At 43.9% G+C, this 21,237-nt stretch carries 16 protein-coding genes; 8 read left to right on the top strand and 8 right to left on the bottom strand.

Annotated features, from left to right (window positions below):
- The first annotated feature begins 138 nt into the window (after positions 1-138).
- Positions 139-336, top strand: coding sequence for a hypothetical protein (locus tag FAM09_RS19165; RefSeq protein ID WP_136578749.1), 198 nt, complete (start codon positions 139-141; stop codon positions 334-336).
- 435 nt (positions 337-771) lie between these two features.
- Entirely contained in the window at positions 772-1,152 is a 381-nt protein-coding gene (locus FAM09_RS19160; protein WP_136578748.1) for a response regulator, read from the top strand.
- Between the two features lie 2 nt (positions 1,153-1,154).
- Here the strand turns inward: FAM09_RS19160 and FAM09_RS19155 are convergent, their stop codons facing one another.
- Complete coding sequence (locus FAM09_RS19155) at positions 1,155-1,733, bottom strand: GNAT family N-acetyltransferase (RefSeq protein WP_136578747.1); 579 nt, start codon at positions 1,731-1,733, stop codon at positions 1,155-1,157.
- Positions 1,734-1,963: 230 nt separating this feature from the next.
- Here FAM09_RS19155 and FAM09_RS19150 point away from each other — a divergent pair, with 230 nt between their 5' ends.
- From FAM09_RS19150 to FAM09_RS19130, 5 genes are all read left to right on the top strand, one after another.
- Positions 1,964-4,000 (top strand): M43 family zinc metalloprotease, encoded by a 2,037-nt coding sequence (locus FAM09_RS19150; protein WP_166437203.1) that lies wholly within the window; start codon positions 1,964-1,966, stop codon positions 3,998-4,000.
- A 116-nt stretch (positions 4,001-4,116) separates the two neighbouring features.
- A complete protein-coding gene (locus tag FAM09_RS19145; protein ID WP_136578745.1) occupies positions 4,117-4,605 on the top strand; it encodes an acetyl-CoA carboxylase biotin carboxyl carrier protein subunit in 489 nt (162 codons plus the stop codon).
- A 24-nt stretch (positions 4,606-4,629) separates the two neighbouring features.
- Complete coding sequence (accC, locus tag FAM09_RS19140) at positions 4,630-6,102, top strand: acetyl-CoA carboxylase biotin carboxylase subunit (protein WP_136578744.1); 1,473 nt, start codon at positions 4,630-4,632, stop codon at positions 6,100-6,102.
- A gap of 54 nt (positions 6,103-6,156) precedes the next feature.
- Complete coding sequence (locus FAM09_RS19135; protein WP_136578743.1) at positions 6,157-7,701, top strand: acyl-CoA carboxylase subunit beta; 1,545 nt, start codon at positions 6,157-6,159, stop codon at positions 7,699-7,701.
- Between the two features lie 608 nt (positions 7,702-8,309).
- Complete coding sequence (locus FAM09_RS19130) at positions 8,310-9,449, top strand: hypothetical protein (RefSeq protein ID WP_136578742.1); 1,140 nt, start codon at positions 8,310-8,312, stop codon at positions 9,447-9,449.
- A gap of 2 nt (positions 9,450-9,451) precedes the next feature.
- Here FAM09_RS19130 and FAM09_RS19125 read toward each other — a convergent pair whose 3' ends face one another.
- The 5 genes from FAM09_RS19125 to FAM09_RS19105 all read right to left on the bottom strand — a co-directional run bounded on the left by FAM09_RS19125 (position 9,452) and on the right by FAM09_RS19105 (position 15,350).
- The gene (locus FAM09_RS19125; RefSeq protein WP_136578741.1) at positions 9,452-11,938 is read right to left on the bottom strand and encodes a BamA/TamA family outer membrane protein; all 2,487 of its coding nucleotides are present in this window, start codon (positions 11,936-11,938) and stop codon (positions 9,452-9,454) included.
- A 374-nt stretch (positions 11,939-12,312) separates the two neighbouring features.
- Positions 12,313-13,485 (bottom strand): hypothetical protein, encoded by a 1,173-nt coding sequence (locus FAM09_RS19120; protein WP_136578740.1) that lies wholly within the window; start codon positions 13,483-13,485, stop codon positions 12,313-12,315.
- Between the two features lie 12 nt (positions 13,486-13,497).
- A complete protein-coding gene (locus FAM09_RS19115) occupies positions 13,498-13,818 on the bottom strand; it encodes a hypothetical protein (RefSeq protein WP_136578739.1) in 321 nt (106 codons plus the stop codon).
- A gap of 293 nt (positions 13,819-14,111) precedes the next feature.
- Complete coding sequence (locus FAM09_RS19110) at positions 14,112-14,609, bottom strand: SRPBCC family protein (RefSeq protein WP_136578738.1); 498 nt, start codon at positions 14,607-14,609, stop codon at positions 14,112-14,114.
- Between the two features lie 120 nt (positions 14,610-14,729).
- Positions 14,730-15,350, bottom strand: coding sequence for a hypothetical protein (locus FAM09_RS19105; RefSeq protein WP_136578737.1), 621 nt, complete (start codon positions 15,348-15,350; stop codon positions 14,730-14,732).
- Between the two features lie 1,027 nt (positions 15,351-16,377).
- Here FAM09_RS19105 and FAM09_RS19100 point away from each other — a divergent pair.
- Complete coding sequence (locus FAM09_RS19100; RefSeq protein ID WP_136578736.1) at positions 16,378-17,055, top strand: TIGR02117 family protein; 678 nt, start codon at positions 16,378-16,380, stop codon at positions 17,053-17,055.
- A gap of 54 nt (positions 17,056-17,109) precedes the next feature.
- Here the strand turns inward: FAM09_RS19100 and FAM09_RS19095 are convergent, their stop codons facing one another.
- Both FAM09_RS19095 and FAM09_RS19090 read right to left on the bottom strand, forming a co-directional pair.
- Positions 17,110-18,303, bottom strand: coding sequence for a M23 family metallopeptidase (locus FAM09_RS19095; RefSeq protein WP_136578735.1), 1,194 nt, complete (start codon positions 18,301-18,303; stop codon positions 17,110-17,112).
- Positions 18,304-18,728: 425 nt separating this feature from the next.
- Positions 18,729-21,137: a hypothetical protein gene (locus FAM09_RS19090; protein WP_136578734.1), complete on the bottom strand. Its 2,409-nt coding sequence runs from the start codon at positions 21,135-21,137 to the stop codon at positions 18,729-18,731.
- Positions 21,138-21,237 lie beyond the last annotated feature (100 nt).

Here is a 21,237-nt window from a genome sequence, read left to right as displayed (position 1 = left end):
CAAAATCATACGTAAAAAAATTGAGAAGGGGTTTTAACCCCTTTTTTATGGGGCCCCAGGGCTTCTTAGTGTTACCGGCACCGGTATAAGATTTGTAATATTTTTTAAAATAGTTGTGTACCAAGTGAATCTGTGAGTATGAAAGAGAGTACTTCTGAATATCTAAAGAACCTGCATAAGCAATATATGGCAGAGGTAGGGAAGTTTTTGAAGGCATTAAAAGAAAATGCGCCGCGTAACGAGCTTATCATCATCAGGTCGAATGTAAAAAAGCTGCTAGCCGAGATCCGGCGATATCCCATTTCAGGCAGTCAAAATGAATTAAACAGTCAATAGGATAGTTCCCTTCTCATCCTTTCCCTTGATACTTCTTGTAATGCCTTCATTTTCACTACAAACATACCCGCAACCATAAGTATTACACCTTATTTACTTACCGGTTATTATTCATTTCATAATCAATGGCTAATTGCTTCTAGTATAAAATATAGCCAAATTGGTTTTAATAGTATAGATCGATCTGCTGCGCTTTTATCCTTTCCTTATCACCTGTAACGTTTCCCGATCAAAATTTACCCTTTCCTAGTATAAACCAGTGTACTGCTGGCCCCAAATTTTCATTATTTGAGCTGGTTTATAATTCTGACCACTTTATTGGGCCGATGGGTTGTAAATACCGGAAAGTGGATGTTCCGGTCTTCAGTTGTAATTCCCAGGACTATCTGGTGAAGTATCAGTAATTATTAACCCATAATCATTAATTAAGCATCTATGAAAATTCAATCAACTATTGCAGTAGTAGACGATCACGCATTGGTTCGTAAAGCGATACAATTCAGACTTGCCGGCATGGGCTACAAAGTGGTCTTAGAAGCAGAGAACGGCAAGCAGTTCCTCGACAAACTGGAAGATTCTCCCTCTCCCGATCTTTGCCTGCTCGACATTAACATGCCCGTTATGAATGGCTTTGAAACGGCTGTTCAGTTAAAGAAAAAATGGCCTGGTATAAAGATCCTTTTTTTCTCCATGCAAAACGGTAGTGTATATATGAAGCGGGCCCGGGAAGTTGGCGGAGACGGATATATTTGCAAAGACGCTTCTTCAGAAGAATTCAATAAAGCGCTGTACGCCTTATTGCCACCCGTTGTATAAGCTTACCTCTTTATCAACCATTCAAAATAAATGTGTGGTACCGTTTTATAAACGATATGACCCATTTCGGTGAACCCGCACTTTTCATAGAAACCACCCGCACCGGCAACGCCTTCATAAGCATCGAGCCGGATGGCATCACCTGCCAAAGCGGTTACCATTTTTTTCGCTTCTTCGATCAATGATCGACCAACACCTATCCGCTGATAATCGGGCCGTATGGCCATATCCACCAGATAAACGGGGCGTGGCACCGGCGTAAAATAAGCAGGATCAATGACCCAGGGTCGTAACGTTGTTAACCGCAACGTACCAATGACGGTTTCATTGTTCCTTGCCAGTAAGATCCTTGCTTTATTGAGGCCGCTCAGTACGCCCTTTTCAGAAGCCACTGCGCTCCAGTGACCTTGCCCATGTTTGGCTGTAAGATCGCGGGCAGCCTGGCTGATCACTTCGGCAATGGCTGCCGCATCGCCCGGCACAGCCAATGATATTGAGACGTTCATATTCACCAGATAAAAATACGTAATCCACCCTTTACAGGCTTCCAATCGTTCCCGGCCGGTAACGTTCGTCTGCATGAAAAATTATGTGGGCTAAAATATTGTCAATGCCACACAATAATACGATTGACTTATGCATACTATAAGCTATCAATCGTCAATGCACCCTTATGAAGAAAAATTACTTTACAACCCTAACCCTATTATCATGTCTAATTGCTGGCTCATCTATCGCCCAACCTATTTGCGGATTTGATGGAGTACATAAGCACAAATTGAACACCGACCCCCAGTACCGGAAGCAGATAATGGAAACCGAGTCCCAACTTCAAACCATTATTAAAGAACAGGAAAGCCGGAAAGCGGCCAACCCATCTACCTTGCGCGTAGAAGGCACCCAGGCTACGCTGTATACCATACCTGTGGTAGTACACGTAATACATACAGGCGGTGCTGTTGGTACTACCTATAACCCAAGCGATGCACAGATCACTGGCGCTATCAGTTACCTGAACCAGGTGTTTGCCGGAACCTATGCAGGTATGGAACCTACCGGTTCAGATGCAGCAGGTGAGATCCAGGTACAGTTTGCCCTGGCTACCCGTGGTCCCAATTGTACGGCTACTACCGGTATTGACCGGGTTGACGGTTCTTCTATCACCGGATATACAGCCAATGGCGTAAATGCCAGCACCGCCCTGGGGGCCTCGGATGCAGCCGTAAAAAATTTCTGCCGGTGGGACCCCTCCTCGTATTACAACATTTATGTAGTTAATAAGATCGATGGCGCCGATGGTACCGCCGGTCAGTTCATTGCCGGCTACGCCTATTTTCCAGGCGTTTACCCAAACCTCGACGGTACGGTTATGCTGGCTACCCAATTTATGACCGGAAGAAAAACATTGCCGCATGAAATAGGGCACGCCCTGAACCTGTACCACCCGTTTGAAGGATCGTCTGATAACACTGTTTGCCCCACCAATACAACCTGCGCTTCCGAAGGCGACAGAGTATGCGACACCGACCCTATCAGCTATAACCAATCAGGTGGTGTAGTTGATTTTACCTGTCGTACCGGAACCAACACCTGCACAGGTACTTCCTATAGCATCAGAACAGAGAGAAACTTCATGAACTATACAAACTGCTTTACCCTGTTTACGCCCGGACAAAAGACCAGGATGCTGGCGGCCATGTCGCTGAACAGCCGCAGTAGCTATGCCACTTCTTATGCACTTGCTACATCCTATCCGGGTACAACGTTTACAGCCCCGGCAGCAGCAACCTGTTCCCCGGTAACCGCATCAGCAGGTTTAAACAGCGGTACCGCCGGTTTGGCCAACGTTACAATAAACAACAAAGCCTATAATACAGGTATCACAGCTAACGATAATAGCTTCGGCTATACTACCGGGTATGTTGACAGAGCAAACTCCTGTACCAACTTAATTTCAATGGCGGCAGGCGGAACTATTCCGTTCACTTTCACGTTACACGGCGCAAACCGGGAACAAGTGAGAATTTACATCGACTTTAACAATGACGGTGATTTTGCAGATGCCAATGAAAGTGTTTTTCATGCCACTGATATCAATAACACCGGCATTAACATGACCTATTCAAATTCATTCACAGTTCCCTCAACCGGTATTACTACCGACGCTCCGCTTCGTTTGCGGGTAATTGAAGAAGTTTCCACTGTATATGGAGGAGGTTTTACCATTTCAAGCCCATGCTATAACCCCACTTATGGCCAGGCAGAAGATTACCCGGCCTTTATTATTTCCGGTGCCCTTCCGGTAACCCTGGAATATTTCAAAGGAGAAAAAGTAAACAAGACCAATCGTTTAACCTGGAAAACAGCATCGGAACAGAATGCTAAAGAATTCGTAATAGAAAGGTCTTATAACGGAAACGACTTTACGCAGATCGGCACCACAGCCGCTTCCAATAAAGCAACCGGTTCCTCCTATGCTTATAACGACAACAACTATGCAGGACAGGTTATATATTACCGGTTGAAACAGGTTGACCAGGATGGCCAGTATAAGCACAGCGGCCTGGTGACCATTCAAAGTGAAACCGCCCGGGAAAGTGTAGTAGCGATCCTGAATAATCCGTTCACTGAAAAATTCGACATCAGCATTTCCACACCGGAGCAATCGAAAGTAGTGGTAAACATACTGGATGTTACCGGCAAACTGCTTTACACAAAAACAGTGAACACATTAACCAATTCAGTAATGACCGTTACGCCTGACACAAAAACATTCGTAGCTGGCATGTACTTTGTACAGGTAGATATCAATGGCAAAAAGATCGTTAAGAAAGTGATCAAAAAGTAAGCATTCCATCACTACATATTAGCTTTTACAAAGCGGCCGATGCAGCAAATGCTCATCGGCCGCTTTTGTTTTTAAAGGCATTCGCCAATTACTTAAATTACAGGAAAATCCCGTCAATGCCCGCTAACGATACGTACAAAATACTGGTAAATGGGTTCGAATTCTTCTTCGCCAAAACCGATCTGGATGCGCTTGACCTGGTGGCCATATCCTCCACTGAATTTAATGGCATCAATAATCACCAGTCGGTAAATGCGCGGCTGGTTGACGCCAATATGCTCACCAAAACTTTTACTATTGAAATAAGCGGTGAACAATTTGAAGTGGTGATCAAAGATGCGCTCGACCAGCAGTTGGAACAAATGGGTTTTGGCAGCGCCGCCGGCAAACAGGTAAAAGAGATCAAAGCGCCGATGCCCGGCCTTGTTCTGGACATTAATGTAACCAATGGACAAACAGTTAAAGAAGGCGACAGGATATTGATACTGGAAGCTATGAAAATGGAAAACAGCATCCTGATCCATGCCGATGCAACCATTAAAAGAGTGGCTGTGGTAGCAGGACAGGCTGTTGAAAAAGGACAGGTACTCGTAGAACTGGAATAAAGTTTATCAAAAGAAAAACAAACGATGCATAAAATATTAGTTGCCAACCGGGGAGAAATTGCCTTGCGGATCATGCGTACGATACAGAGAATGGGCATTCGATCGGTGGCAGTATATTCAGAAGCCGACCGCCAGGCGCCGCATGTATTATTTGCCGATGAAGCCGTTTGCCTGGGCCCGGCCCCCTCAAACCAGTCTTACCTGAACGGTGATGCGATCATAACCTTTGCCCAAAAGTTGGGAGTAGACGGTATTCATCCCGGTTATGGTTTCCTGAGCGAAAACGCGGCGTTTGCCAAAAAGGTAGAAGAAGCCGGCATTACATTTATTGGCCCCGGTGCCGAGGCCATGCGCATCATGGGTTCCAAGCTGGCGGCTAAGGAATGCGTAAAGCAATATAATATTCCCATGGTGCCGGGCATTGATAAAGCAGTTGACTCCATTCCCCTTGCCAGAAAAATAGCCGCAGAGATCGGCTATCCAATCCTTATTAAAGCATCTGCAGGCGGCGGCGGCAAAGGTATGCGCATAGCCGCCAGGGAAAGTGAGCTGGAAGAACAGATGGAAAGAGCCACCAGCGAAGCGTTGTCGTCGTTTGGCGATGGCTCGGTTTTTATTGAAAAATACGTTTCATCGCCCCGCCATATTGAAATACAGGTGCTGGCCGATAACTATGGCAATACTGTTCATTTATTTGAACGGGAATGCAGCATTCAACGGCGGCATCAAAAGATAGTAGAAGAATCGCCTTCTTCTGTGTTAACGCCTGAGCTACGCCAAAAGATGGGCGAAGCGGCCGTGCTGGTAGCCAAATCGTGCAATTACAGAAGCACAGGCACCGTTGAGTTTCTGTTAGATGAAGCGCTCAACTTTTATTTCCTGGAAATGAATACCCGGCTGCAGGTAGAACATCCGGTTACGGAAATGATAACCGGCATTGACCTGGTGGAAGAACAAATAAGAATTGCCCGGGGTGAAAAACTTCGTTACAAACAGTCAGCCATTACCATCAATGGGCATGCGCTTGAACTACGGGTATATGCAGAAGACCCTTTAAATGATTTTTTACCTTCAACCGGTACGTTGGAGAAATATGAAACGCCAACCGGCGAAGGCATTCGGGTAGATGATGGTTATACCGCAGGCATGGCTATTCCTGTGTATTACGACCCAATGATCGCCAAATTAATAACACATGGCAATAACCGTACGGAAGCCATTCAAAAGATGAAGGCAGCAATTAACGACTATACCATTGCAGGTGTAAGCACCACGTTGCCCTTCGGCACTTTTGTTTTTGAGCACGACGCATTTTTATCGGGCCGGTTCGATACCCAGTTCGTTCAAAAATATTATTCGCCCGAAAAGCTGTTGGCCCAACAAAAAAGCAAAGCGGCATTAGCAGGCATGATCGCCTTAAAATACTGGCTCGAAAAACAAAAGGAAGTCAGGGCCGTGGAAACTACCCCAACCAACTGGACAAAGCGATCACAATAAAACGAGCATGCGGCGCATGAATGCCATTTACAGATAATTGAAAAAAGAACGCTGATGAAAAAAAACAAATCGCACATATTACAGCAAAAAATTGAGAACGGAAAGCAAGGCGGCGGTGCGTATAGAAATGAAGCGCAGCATAAAAAAGGAAAGCTCACCGCACGGGAACGCATTACGTTGTTAATGGACCCGGGGTCGTTTGAAGAGATCGGCGCGCTGGTGTTGCACCGCACCAAGGATTTCGGCATGGACAGTCAGCAGTTTTATGGCGATGGCGTAATTACCGGTTATGGCACCATCAATGGACGGCTTGCGTATGTTTTTGCCCAGGATTTTACCGTGTTTGGCGGTGCGTTATCAGAAACGCATGCCGAAAAAATATGCAAAGTGATGGACCTGGCCATGAAAACCGGCGCCCCTATGATCGGGTTGAACGATTCAGGCGGCGCCCGTATACAGGAAGGCGTGAGATCGCTCGGTGGATATGCCGATATCTTTTACCGGAATGTATTGGCCTCCGGCGTTATTCCACAGCTATCCGCCATTATGGGGCCCTGTGCAGGAGGCGCGGTCTATTCACCCGCCATGACCGATTTTACTTTGATGGTAGAAAATACCAGCTATATGTTTGTAACGGGCCCCAACGTAGTGAAGACCGTTACCAATGAAGAAGTGAGCCCGGAAGAATTGGGCGGGGCTTCTGCCCATTCCACCAAATCAGGCGTTACGCATCTTACCGCCGCCAATGATATGGAATGCATTGCTGAAATAAAAAAACTCTTAAGCTATATACCGCAGAACTGTGAAGACACCACACCAAAAGTTGCTTACACGTTAGGCGATGAAACCCGGCCGGTACTGGAAACCATTGTACCGGAAAGCAATAACCAGCCGTACGATATGCGCGCTGTGATTGAAGGCATTTGTGACGAAGCATCTTTCTTTGAAATTCACAGCGATTACGCTACCAATATAGTGATCGGGTTTGCCCGGCTGGCGGGAAGAAGTATAGGTATTGTGGCTAATCAACCCATGAGCCTCGCCGGTGTGCTCGATATTGACAGTTCAAAAAAAGCAGCACGGTTTACGCGTTTTTGCGATTGCTTTAATATTCCGTTACTGGTGCTGGTTGATGTACCGGGTTTTTTACCGGGTACCGACCAGGAATGGCATGGCATTATAACCAATGGCGCCAAGTTGTTGTATGCATTCAGTGAAGCTACGGTGCCACGCGTTACGGTTATCACACGCAAAGCGTATGGCGGCGCGTATGATGTAATGAATTCAAAACATATTGGAGCAGATATTAATTATGCCTGGCCCACGGCGGAAATAGCGGTGATGGGCGCCAAAGGCGCCAGTGAGATCATCTTTAAAAAAGAAATTTCCGAAGCGGCTGATCCCGCCAAAAAGCTGGCGGAAAAAGAAGCAGAGTACGCCGAAAAATTCGCGACACCCTACCTGGCTGCTGAAAGAGGATTTGTTGATGAAGTAATAGAACCCCAATATACCCGCGCCAAACTCATTAAAGCATTTGCCATGCTGGAAAACAAAGTAGCAACGCTGCCAAAGAAGAAGCATGGGAATATACCGTTGTAATAATAAGGTAGGCCTTCCGCCAACTGACAGAAGGTCCACCGGTGATGCTTAAATTTCAGGCTTTAACCCGAAGGCTTTACTTATTTTTAGATGCATAACACCAAAGCCGATATCCTTACCAGTGACCAACTGGTAACAATAATCTGCCGTTTGAAAAGCAACCCCTACACGCAGGGCTTTTTCGGTAAAGAATGCCCCTGATCTTAATCATCCTTCATGCCAACCAACATCAGTTACATTAATATAATGTGTTAATAGCTTTATGTAAAGAATCAAAGAATCTCTCCTTCCGGTTTTTTTATCATTAATCCAATCCTTGACACCGAAAGCTACCTGTAACCGACCGGGTAGCTTTTTTACTACCCTATTACCGAACTCATAGGGCTTTGTACGGCATTTGGCAAAAATCGGCCATCAATTGCCTTTCCTGATCATGTATCTGGGTATAAATACCACGGTCGGCAATAAATTGGCAGGGTAACAGTTTCTAAAAAAATTATATGCCTTCTTTATGCAATTTTTGGCTGCCCGCCATCTGTATTGTAAACAGCATTGCCGTTTTTATTAACTGATTTAACAATTAAAATACGTACTACATTATGGTACCCATGAAATATAATCGAAACACATCGCTCAATTTTATTATCACTTCTTTTCTAACCATCATTATATTTATAAACATGGCCACTTCTGTTAATGCACAAAAATTAACCGCCCTTGGAACGGGGGTATTTGACCAGATACCTACTGAAAAAAAACAATCTTCCCCATTAATTTATGCTGATAAAGGTGCTTCATATGGTGGAACTGTACAGAAATTGATAGAATATAAAGGAGAACTGTATGCAGTCGGCAGTTTTAAAAAGGCTGGCAATATTGACGCCGCCAATATTGCCCGGTGGAATGGCTCCCTATGGTCTCCGGTAGGCACTGGCCTCGATGCCGTAGCCACGGCAGTATGTGTTTACAAAGATGAACTGTATGTTGCCGGCGTGTTTAAATCAGCCGGCGGCGTTCCTGTAAAATATATTGCAAAATGGGATGGAACAAAATGGTCGGCAGTGGGTGAGATAGACACTTACGGCATTAACGCCCTGATTGTTTATAAAGGAGAATTATATGCCGGCGGTTCTTTTGCTGAAGAAGAAAATATACAGGCCAACTTATTTAAATGGAATGGGAAGAAATGGGTACCCATCAAGACCAAACATGGCAATGACATTTATGCGCTGGCCGAATACAATGGCGAATTATATGCAGGCGGCACCTTCCTGGAAAACGAAAACGCACGTGTTATGCGCTGGAACGGGAAAGTATGGTCTGATGCCGGTGTTGAATTAAGCGGCGCAGTTTCATGCTTTGCTATTCATAACAATAAACTATATACCGGTGGTTACTTCTCTCGCATTAACAATACACCTTCGCAGTTTATCGTATATTATGATGGCAAAAAGTGGAACCATAACGAAGATGGGCTTTGGGGAGCAATACCCCGCCATTGGTTGTCGACATTAACTGAATATGCCGGAAATTTATATGCAGGGGGAAAATTCCAAACCGGTGAAGAGAACAACCTGGCCAAAAACATCAGCGTTCTAAAATCAAACCGCTGGTCGCCCGTTATTCATGGCTTTGAAGGTTCGGTATATACCATGGCTGTTTATAAAAATGCTTTGTATATCGGCGGTAATTTTACCATTGCTAATGGTACTGAGGTATCAAATAATATTGGAATGATTGAACTGTAAGTTTAATAGATCAACCTGTTCAAACGCACCTGGATCAGGTTCACTTCTTCTGCAACGCCATAAGAAACCGATAAACTTACTTTATTGAAAGGGGCTATGAGTATGCCTGGCCCCCACGACGTATGCCATACGTCGGAACTTTCGCCGGGCATCCATACGCGTCCCTGATCAAAAAAGCCGAAGAACCCTATTGTTCCAGCCATCAGGCGCGAACGGAAGCTGGTAAGATAGCGTAGCTCATTATTATTATAAAATGCGGTCTTGCCCCAAAACCGGTCTCTTCGATAACCACGCAGGTTGCGGGGACCGCCAATGATCGCATGTTGATACGATTGGCCGCTGTTCAATACAGCATCATTAACTATGGTTTCACCACCTACGCGTACAGACAGCGAAAAATGATCGCCAAGGGGATAATAAGCCTGCAGGTGCGCATTGTATTGCTGAAAAAACTCCTGCTGCCTGTAATTTTTTGCATACGTTGCATTGGTCAAAAAAGTGAATCCTTTTACCGGCACCACAGAATCATTAAGCGACGCATAGGAATAGGTAAGTTGCACACCCGCATATGGATTTGGCGAAAACACACCGTGCGTGTGTGAAAATACTTTCGCCGGATACCGTTCCGGATCATTCCTGCCCTTTACCCGCTGGTAATAAGCAGTTGCCTGTACAGTGTTTTTGCCAAAAGTTCTATTTAAACCAACGCTGGCGTACCACTCCTCCGTGCGTAATCGGTAATAGTTCATATCGTTTGTTATAGCATGGGTTTCATTGCCCGCACCATAAAAATTTGTCCAGCGTATGGCATCGTATTCTCCCCGTAAAACCAGGTTCCACCGTCCTATTACATTAGGATATACTGCCTGCGCTTCTGCACTGAATGCATTTTGAACCAGGGAATAATTAATGCCAACTTCATGATAGGAAGCAAAAGGATATTCGCGCCATTTATGCTTTCTGATCCGGTAACGTAACCCTACATAAAACCTATCTTCGTTATTATATAATAAGCTGGGCCGAAAACCTTTCTTGCCAATCTTGAACCATTTGTAATCCCAGCTATGAATAGAAGTATCTGATGACAAATGCATGTGGGCCGATGTAGTTTGGAAAGCGTTGTTCGCATTGTCATATACGTGCACCTTGCGTTTTTCCTGAACAATGGAATCCTTTCCGGGACCACCAATTAATCGAATGGTAATATTTGCGTCGTTATTAACAACATATACATCCTCACCATCAATGCCAAACAACCGCACCTCTTTTGTTTCTGCGCGTTTAAATTGTCTTTGATAATAAGGCTTATCCGCTTTTTCCCCTTTGTTATTTATGCGGAAGACAGCTACTACGGTTTCATCCTTGCCTGCGCTGGTCACTTCAAAATGCTCCTGCTGCTTGCTTCCGAGCACTTCTACCTGTTCTGCAATAAACAGATAATGCTGCTTTGCATATAAGGGTATTTGCCTGCGGCGCGATTTTAATTTTACGATCAGGTCCTGGCCTTTAACCGCATATACTTCCGGTGGCAATCCTGCAACGGATTGAATGATCACAGAATCGGTCAACGCCTGTTGCAGGCTTTCAGCTTCCTTCAGCCAATCGGCGAGGGTAAGGCCATTGGTAAACAGCCGGTCCATAAACCTTGCCGACGTGCTCAAGACTTCAGGCCTTTTAACTTCATGATCAAAATTCTGCATATAACTAAGCCCTGCCACTTTAATGAACTGATCAACAAGCACGCCGTCATGCGCAAAAAACGATTGATCACGATCGCGGGGTACGGGAATAAATTGTATGCCACCTGCCACACGCCTTTCGCCCCAACTCCATTGGTCTTCATGCCGGTCCCAGTCACCGATCAGGATATCAAACAACCTGGCTTTTACATAAGCACGTTGATCTACAGTGAACGTATTTTCTTTCTGCAGCTTTGCAATCACTTCTTCCGTACTGCTGAATGTGCTGAAATTACCCAGGTTATCGGCTTCCTGCCAGTTGCCTTCAGGTCTTTGCTCCAATAAATAAAGATCGTTCGCGAATTTTGTATTGAAGGTATCCAATGCCTTTTGTTCCGGTAAATACACCACCTTTGGTAAGGTGTGGTAAATACCAGCTTGCTCCATCATTCCACCCACGGCAAAGGCGCCGTATGGGTGCGACATAGATATACCGTCATTCACAATATCTTCGATGAACGTGCCTTCCATACCAGGCGGTATCACTTCTTTCCTTGATTTATGTATTGAGCGAAGTGCATATTCTTTACCAGCTTTCGTTCGCAACCTTAGTGACTTTGATTCATTGCCACCGCCCGCTTTATAAGGAATTAAACCGCCAAAAGCTGTATCGAGTTTTAAAACAGGAACCCGAATAGGTGTTGTCCATTCAACGCGGCGATTACGCCCCCAAAGCTTTTGCTGAGATAGCGGCCGCTGGTACGCAGGCCCGGCAACAACCTTTATATAGGTAGCTGTATCTGATACCAACAGTTGAGCGGTGGAGTTTTGGGTTATAAGTATCAGCCCCAGATATATGTATAACCTGAACCGGCGGTGCATATGTAAGGTTCATATAAAATTGTGCCACGGGTATAACGAAGGTTCAGGAATGCACAACGTATTCTATGCCAGTAGTCTTAATGATTGCAGAGTGGGGAAGATTATTGGGAGACTGTGGGACTGTGGGATTGTGAGATTTTGAGATTGCGGGATTTTGGGATTGAATTGTTTTTACCTTCTGAGTTTTTGAATATTACTCTCCGGATCACAAAACCCCGAAAGCAGCAATAAAAAAGGCTGGCTTTTACACCAACCTTTGCTATTATCTTGTTTCCCTGTTTTTAATCAGGGCATCTTATACATTAAAGCTGTTTGGCGGCGCTACCGAGCGCTTTAAAGTTAGCTCGCACATTAATGAAGCCGAATAAATTGCCATTCCTGGGATCATACTTCACTTCAAACGGCACCCAGATATCGTTCATAATTCTAACCCGCACGGTGCCATTCAGGAAAACCCTGTTGCGGTCTTCATTTGCATACAAATAACTGAAGTTATGATAAAAGCCGCCGCTGAATTTCATTTCGAGGTAACTCTTTTTGGTGGTCTTGGTTTTAAAAGCTACGTTAATGCCGGGCTCGAAACTAAACAACACCCGCTTTAGATCCCTGCCCACTTTAAGGGAATCGTCAAGCAATTGCAAGGCCGATCTGATGTTCAACTCCAGGTCGTTCTTGGCTTTAGTAAACTTATTCAGTCCTTTTATTAATTCAGAATGAATTACGATGTTAGAAAAAACAAATTGGTTCTTGTAGGTGGTATCAGTAACGCCTACAGTCCACAGCAGGTTCTGGTTAAAATTATCTTTGAGTTCCTGGTAAATATTATTCGCAGTGGTGGCCATGTTAAAGCTGCTATTTGCTAACAACATTTGATTCAACGCTTGTGTAGAGTCGGTGTTCGACGCAGCCAGAATGGTTGCTTGCAGTGGTGGGCTCAATTGGCCGAAATTTATGGCGCCTTTTGTAAACTGGCTATATTCTGTAATAGCACTTGCCGCATCGGGCATGGCCGAAATTTTTGCCAGGATGTTATTGTTCAAAGCAAAAAGTTGCTTAACGCTGGGATTATTAAGTACCATTATCTGGAATGCCCTTGAAACGGTTTCATCCCGTTTATTGATGATCGCATACTTAATACCAGATGCAAATCCGTTGAACCGGAAAGAAGTATCCAATTTGAGCGCGAACATATAATTTATGTTCCTGAGTGTTCTATACTTTAAATAGGCGGTGTCTACGAGCAAGGTAGTGTCTAATTTTGCCATCACGGCAAATGGAGTACCCGTAAATTTAATCTCCTTATCAGGACTTGCCAGTCTTTCAAATGCCAGTTGAAAAAAGCTATTCAGTACGTCTTTATAATTACCGGTAGCCAATGAATCTGCTGTAAGAATAGGATTAGGATTTTGTGCAACCACCTTTACGGATAAGCATAAAAGTAACACCACACCAAACCCGGATATTTTTCCGATCATATTACCTTTTTATTAATTAATTAAATAGCCTGCGATGATCAATCCTGCATTAAATTGGTCAGGTGTAGCAGGCGTAGTGGGTGTATCTATCACAATAGTTGCATTTCCGGTGCAAATGCCATTCACTGAAATAACATCACCGCTCTGGGCCTCTGAAAACTGAACACTACCGCTGCTGCTTATACTTTGCATGTTTATCAAAACACCTTTCCGGAACAGGGATGAAGTAGCCTGCCCGAGGCCTGCGGTAAAAGTAAATGTAATGCCTACTTGTTGCGAGTGGGGCGCTCCAACAGCTACGAGCGCACCGGTAGTAAGTTCCTGAGAATTCATGGTATTAGTTTTGGTATTTGTGGAAGGTTTCTTTTTTGGCTTTGCCTTTTTTGCACTTTTAGCCATGGGATAGTTTTAATAGGATTAAAACTACGAAAGAGAACCGTTGGGAATACCCGTAAAAACACCTATTTATACATTTTTTTTACACAACGGTCATCCCCATATGAGTGATGTTATCACATACTGCATATATGATAACATGTTACTATATGCAAAAAAGCTGAACAGCTACTGCCATGAAGGCAGGCAAACCGTTCAGCTTTTTATAGCATGGGTGTAACTTAAAAGTGCTATTGGGCGGCCAGCAATTCGTCGAGGTTGGCATGCGCTGCAGCAAAACCTTCTTTGAAGCCCATTTCAACAATTTTCTCCAGGTCAGTTTCTGAAGCAAAGGTAACTTCCACTTCTACCTTTGTAGTATTACCAACCGAAGTGAACACACATTTCCAATCCATGCCCGGCATTTCGGTATTGGTAACTCCGTTCTCATCACAGAAACCATCAAAACCAGCGAATGATTTATTGGGAACAATGGATTTATAATCCACCTTGCAATATTGGCGGATGCCATCAGGGCCTTCCATGTAATACAGCCATGTACCGCCTTCACGAAAATCCATAGATTTTGTGTTGGCCTTCCAGGGCTTTGGGGCCCACCACTGGTCTAACAATTCGCTTTGCGTCCAGGCTTTCCAAACCACTTCAAGCGGCGCATCGAAATCTCTTTCTACGCTGAGCTTTTTGTTTGAAGCATCTTTTGAATAGATTGTTTCTTTTGTTAGCATCATGACTTTTTGTTTTTAATGGTTTTTAATAAAGTGTCAAGTTGCGTGAACCGGGTATCCCATATATAATACTATATAAAAGCTGTGCCGGTTAAGCCGGCACAGCCTGATGAAACAAACGGTTTACTGAACAATACGCAGCACAGGGTCCCAGAAAATGGATTGCCCCTTCCGGTCAATGACAATGACCCGGAGCCAGATCCTTCCTGCTGATGTAAGGCCGGTGAAAGTATGCTGAGGGTTCAGCGTTGTTTCACTTATCCATACACTTTGTGGCGTTAGCGGATCGGCGGTATACTGGTGTACGTAAGCCTTTGCTTTGGCAATCCTCTTTACTCCGATAGTAACCTGGCCGGGCATACCCAGTTCAACGCGTAGCTTAGGCGGCTCCTGCTGCGGTTTACCAGAATCGGCATTGATATCAAAGCCACTTCCCAGTAACAGGGCTTTGTCGCCTTTACAGGTCTGGGTTACGTAATAAGCCAGCTCTGTGAGTAGTTGCTTCAGTATGGCCTGTTTATTGTCCTTGATAGCTACCAATGCCCGGTCGAATCCGCCCGCGTTAGATAAAGCTGTTAAGAACTCCTCCAACCCTTTTTCAACGTCTGCCAGGGGAGGCGTGGGATTCGGGAAATTGGCATTCTGTTTCATACTGTCAATGATGCGACGTGTTATTTTAATGAGGTCGCCTGCACGACAATAATTGAATGTGAACAGTATCCTGCTAATTTTGATCTTTTTCATAATACTTGTTTTTTTGTGTTTACTGATGATTGTTTAAAACGCGCTACAAAAACAAGCTCTTACCAGGCTTTTTCAACGGGTTGGAGAGGTCATTGGCCAATGAAAGTTGATCGATAACTGCTACCTGCCTGTTTAAACGCAATTGCCGGGGGACCCTTTGTATGTAACCGAAAAAACGGCCTCATACACAACATTTACATCTATTCATTTTGGTTTCAGTTATCTCACACAAATGTATAATGCACTTTCAAAAGCGGTGACCATTATGGCCATATTGGCCACATTGGCCATAATATCCACATTTGGCGCTCCTTTCGTTAAATGTAAATATTGACGTATTTACTTACATAATGCGCAAAGTCAATTACCCATGCCTGCATGATTTCTTCCGGGTGCATACACGCCTATTAATAAAGCCGTTTAACTAATTGAAGCATTGATAAAAGGATTAAAAGGAGGTATTAACAAAGCAACATGGTGACAAAGCTGATTATGTGATACAGAAAGAAAATAAACTGGTAGCAAAAACTTATTTACTGATATAGAAAAAAAGCAGATGATGCATAAAAATAATTTGCCCCCCTCAGGAAAAATAAACCGATAGCAAAAACTTTTTTATGTGATGCAGAAAAAAACAACTGATGCTTAATATAAATTTGCCGGTTCAGAAAAAAATAAACTGATAGTGTAAACTTTTTCCGATATCGTAAAAAAATATTTTCCTCTTCAGAAAATAAGTAAAGCGATAGCGAAGTTTATTTTCCGACGCTTTTATAAATTGCAGGCATGCCAAAACTTTTTTTGTGTATCAGCAAAAAGAAAAAAGGGGTCTGAAAATAGTTAACGACAGCAAAAAAGGATCAGTCACCGTCTGCAGCAGCATTTTTTCACTATAATTTTTTTTTGGAGCCTCACCGGTTAATTTGTTGCCAATAGCTTTATACAATTTCCCCGTCAGTCATTTTTACAAAAAATAGGTTACTTTCATGTGGTTTTAGGAATTAAGAAAGATCAATAACCTTTCCACATGAGGAAATTTCTGAAATACACTGGTTATACACTATTAACCCTGGTCATCCTATTGCTCGTGTATGTCGGTTGTGCATGTATTTTATCGCACCTAACCGTAAACGCTGAGCCCAATACCCAACCGCAGATCGCTATATTCATTAAAGGGGATGCCGTTCATACCGACCTGATACTGCCGGTAAAAACGGAGAACAAAGATTGGAGTCAAAGCGTTCTGTACAAATATACCCGCACCGGCGACACCGCGTTCAACCACATAGCATTTGGCTGGGGAGATAAAGGGTTTTATCTGGAAACACCAACCTGGGCCGATCTGAAAGCAAGCACCGCCTTCAAAGCCGCTTTCTGGCTAAGCACTTCCGCAGTACATACGAGATTTTGCAAGGACCCCAAAGAAGGAGAACACTGCATCCGGCTGATGATCTCTAAAGAACAATATCAGCGATTGGTAAAATTCATTGAAAACAGTTTTCTCACAAATGCTTCTGGAATGCCTATTGCTATTACTACAGCAAAACCTTACGGCGACCACGACACCTTCTATGAAGCGAAAGGCAGGTACAGTTTATTTCACACCTGTAATACCTGGACCAACAACGCGTTGAAAGCCTGCGGCCAAAAAGCCTGCTGGTGGACGCCGTTTGGCACAGGGATCTTGAACCAGTACAAAAAATAAACCCGGCAACAACCTTCAGGTTATTACCGGGCTTGTATCGTTCAGTTTAATCTGTTATTTCGGTTGCCATTCTACATCATCGATGTAGGCCGTCCAGGTCCCTGAGCGGTTGGGCGAGTTCAATACAATGGCATCCAGCGTAACATTGGCGCCATCGATCTTACCATTTCCGCCACTCACATTTACACCGTTAAAGTTCGTAAGATCAAACACATAGCCATGCCATTCGCCATCGTTGATCACATTGAGTGTAGCTGACCCCTCGGTTCCATCACTGTCATCGATGTAAACCTGCACTGTACTACCACTGGCAGCATTCGAAGTTTTCAACCACAATTTCACAATACCATTTTTGGAAAAGGAAATATTACTGCCCGGCGTACCTTCTGCAGACAGTAGCCTTACCTTCCAGGGTGTAGTAACACTGGTGTTATCATTCAGGTTCACCTGCAGGTGCGTAGAAGTGCCATTCTTATAATGCGTTGCAGTAGAAGAAGTGGCAATACCTGTAGTGCTGCCACTGAAAGTTGGTGAGGTATTAAAATGGCCAACCCCGTTGGTAAAATCATCCAGCACTTTAATAGTAGGTGTTGGAGTAGTAGTACCACAAACATTCAGTTCTTTCGCATATAATAAAGACCAGGGATTAATACCACGGTTATAATTGCCATCGGGATATAATGAATAGTGTAAATGTACCACGCCGTTAGAGGCAGTACCCGTTTTTCCTACATAACCGATAATGTCGCCGGCTTTTACTGTTTTGCCATTCGAAATGCCCGATTTAATTGATTTCAGGTGGCAAAAGAAATGGTACCAGCCGGTGGACGTTTTAATGGTTACTTTATTACCCGAGTAATCTGACCAGCCAACCAACGTAAGCGTACCACTTACTGTTGCCGCTACGGGTGTTCCTTCTGCGGCCCAGATATCAATACCCAGGTGATCGCCAGCTACATAATCGCTGTTTGAATACCCGCGGTCACAGTTCCAGGACGCTTTGCTTCCACCATCGAGCGATCGGTCATAACCCGTATTGTGCTTCCCTCTTACCGGATATACATCGATGGATGCAGCAGCAGTTGTGAGCATACGAATGCCAGCGGTATCCATTTCATTGTATTCACCTTCAGGTCGTTTCATTTGTTCCGGTTGTTCTTCCGGTTGCTGTGAATTTTCAACTTGCTTGTTACAGGAGGAGGCGATCAACAACGCCAGCAGCCCTGCCAATAGAAAATGTTTTTTCATAAAACAGGTTTTTAAATAATAAATAAATGTTTAAACGATACAAAAAGTTACCTGACCGCATGAATTTCACTGGTTGACACAGTTCATTTCCTACAGCATCAAAAATCGATGTTGTGTTACTTGCAGTCAGGGCAGGTGTTAGGCATTTACTTTAAATGCACACCCAAATAAATTTAACGGGATTACATGCATGAGGGATTTACAGGGGGGTAACTGTAATGCAGGAACAAGATAGGCCATTTATATGCCAGAATTGAAAAAGGTGGATAAAAGTCGTGTACCATTTTATAAGTACTGCATATAATGATCCTTGTTAGTTATTATCTGATCATTCTTTAATAATCCTGATACATACATACGATGCATACATACTTCACCATACATACTATACATACTATACATACTTGCACTCCTGAACTGTCTGCTTATTTCACATCAATAAAGCCATTCGCATAAAATAACTTATCACCGGCCAAACCATTTACTACAATACGAAAGCGGCCGGTAATATCACCGGTATAAAAATTAATCTCGCCTTTACCATCTTTATCAAATACCAATGTGGGCAACCAGTATAAAGTTGAAATGTTTTGCGGATTACCAGTAGTCATTTCATCAGGATCTATTTTATAAAATTCCTTTCCCAGCTTAATGCCATCATATTGAAATACGCCATGATTATTTTCCTCAAAAGCGCATCCCCAATATACCGCAGTGCCACCACCATTTGTAAAATAGGTCTTTCCCTTTTCAGGTAAACGATTAGAGCTTTGCCCTGCATGGGTATAGCAGTTCAATCTATTACCCATGCAGATATAATCGCCGCAGGCGTTTGTTGCCCCAAACATCGACTCATCTTTTGATTTCTTTGCCGTAACTGTAACCAGGGTCAGTTGTTTTACTTTTTGAAAATCACTTTCAGCCAGGTCCAGTGCATACTGTAAATACCTGTCTGCATCAACAGAATTAAAATGCATTTTAACCGCCAGTCTTTTATTTATATCAATAAACGGATCATGCAGTACCAGCTTATTGTCTAAAGTCTTATCGCCTGCATTCATCCATAATCTTTTATCCTGTTCTACCAGCAACTGATCATATGCACAGGTAAAATTCCCCATTGAATCAGTGCTTACAAAAGAGACGGAGGTATTACCATTGAGTATGGTTACGGTAAGCGGCTTTTTTATTTTTCCCAAACCTGGTATCACCTTTCCGCTGATGAAAGGCGTATGATACATTGGTGGTTGATGATTGTCTGCCAACAGTTCCTGCCAGGCATACCTGCGCCAACCGCGCACCAGTAAAACATTTTCTAAATACTCAACATCGTTGTACCCCTGGCCAGTACTAAAAGCAGGAGCATCCTGTATTGCTGCATGCAGGTAGGCAAAAGATTCAATGTCCTGGTGTTTGCTGTTATCGAACCGGTTCGCCTGGGCGCAGGCTACAGAAGCAAAACCGGCAATTGGTTGCTGGTTATTGGTCAATTGAAAAGTTACCTTAACTTGCTGCCGCTTTTCATAAACCTTTTTATCAGGCGTTATTGCACATTTTGCCCGGCGGTTGTAATGCGCAAAGAAAATGCGTTCTGCCAGTGGACCACCATTACTATCGAGCAGGGTGATTGCAGTTAGTCCTTTAGGAACATCATCTAACAAAAGGAGCACCCGCACACCACCTTCTTTTCCAGGTAAGATCTGTTGATTAAATACCGTTTGAAAATTATGCACAACCATGGTTACCTGCGAATACCCCGTTGCATACACATTGAACCATAGTGAATCGCCGGTAATCGCTTGCGGAACGCTGATGGTCATTCCTTTTGATAGGGTAGTTTGCAATGTATATCCTTCCTCCTTCAACTTCATTCCGTTTGGCCAGGCCAGCGGCCGGATGCTGTAAGTGGCTCCCGCATGGGGCACTATTTTAAAATTACCTAATCCCTTTTCATTTGTTTTGATCGTATCAATGGGCCGCTGATCTTCAAACACCACAGCGCTTATAGCTACCGGTTCACCCTGATCGCTTTTCGATTCCCAACCAATATTACCAGGGAGGTTCGACACCAGGTAACCGCCTTCAGGATAGAACCGCATTTCAAGTTGTGGCGCTGAGGTTGTCCACGGCCATTTATGCTGCAGGTATTCCACATCTCCCTGGTACTTTATTTTCGTGATTACCATGGGGGAATTAATATTGATAGGCTTGAGCGCCGACAGGTTTTGTCGATACATCCCATTTTTGCCCGTGCTTGCTGTGATCGTTTTGCTGTTTCCACTCCAAAGCGACAATTCCGCATTTTGTACCGGCTTGCCGGTGACTTTATCTCTGACTGTGATCAGCAGGTCTTTGCTTGCGGTGGTATCTTCCAGGATGGTGGCCGCTGCCACAAAATCAGACTGACGCAATGAACGGATGGATACGTCCTGGGTAAACAAGGCAACAGGTAAACTATCTGCACCCATCATATTTGTATAAGCCAGCAATTTACACTCACCGGGCGCTATAGAATCAGGTAATTGTATACTACCATAACTATAGCCATTAGTCATTACAAACTTTTGTTGTACCCTAACAATGCGTGTATCGGCCGGCACCAATGCCAATGACAGAACACGGTGCAGCGGCAGGGAATCATTTCCACAACGCAGCAGCCAGGCGCTGAACCAGATAAATTCATTGTTGGTATAAATATGTTTATCGGTATGAACAAATAGCAGGTCAGTGTTTTTAAAAGAAGCGTAGTACTCCATTTTTAAGGGAATACTATCCATTTGGGCAATGGTATTTTCCATGCACAAGAAAAGAATAGAAACCAGGAAGTACCTCATACTTGCAATATATTAATCACTTATCACACCATTAAGCAAAATGAATGCGTTTGACAATTTTTTATTACTTTCAAAGCTTCGCCTCCCCTAAATTGCCGAA

It is taken from the genome of Niastella caeni (genome assembly GCF_004834005.1).
In the GTDB taxonomy this organism is placed as follows: domain Bacteria; phylum Bacteroidota; class Bacteroidia; order Chitinophagales; family Chitinophagaceae; genus Niastella; species Niastella caeni.
This window is presented reverse-complemented; position numbering and strand designations above follow the sequence as displayed.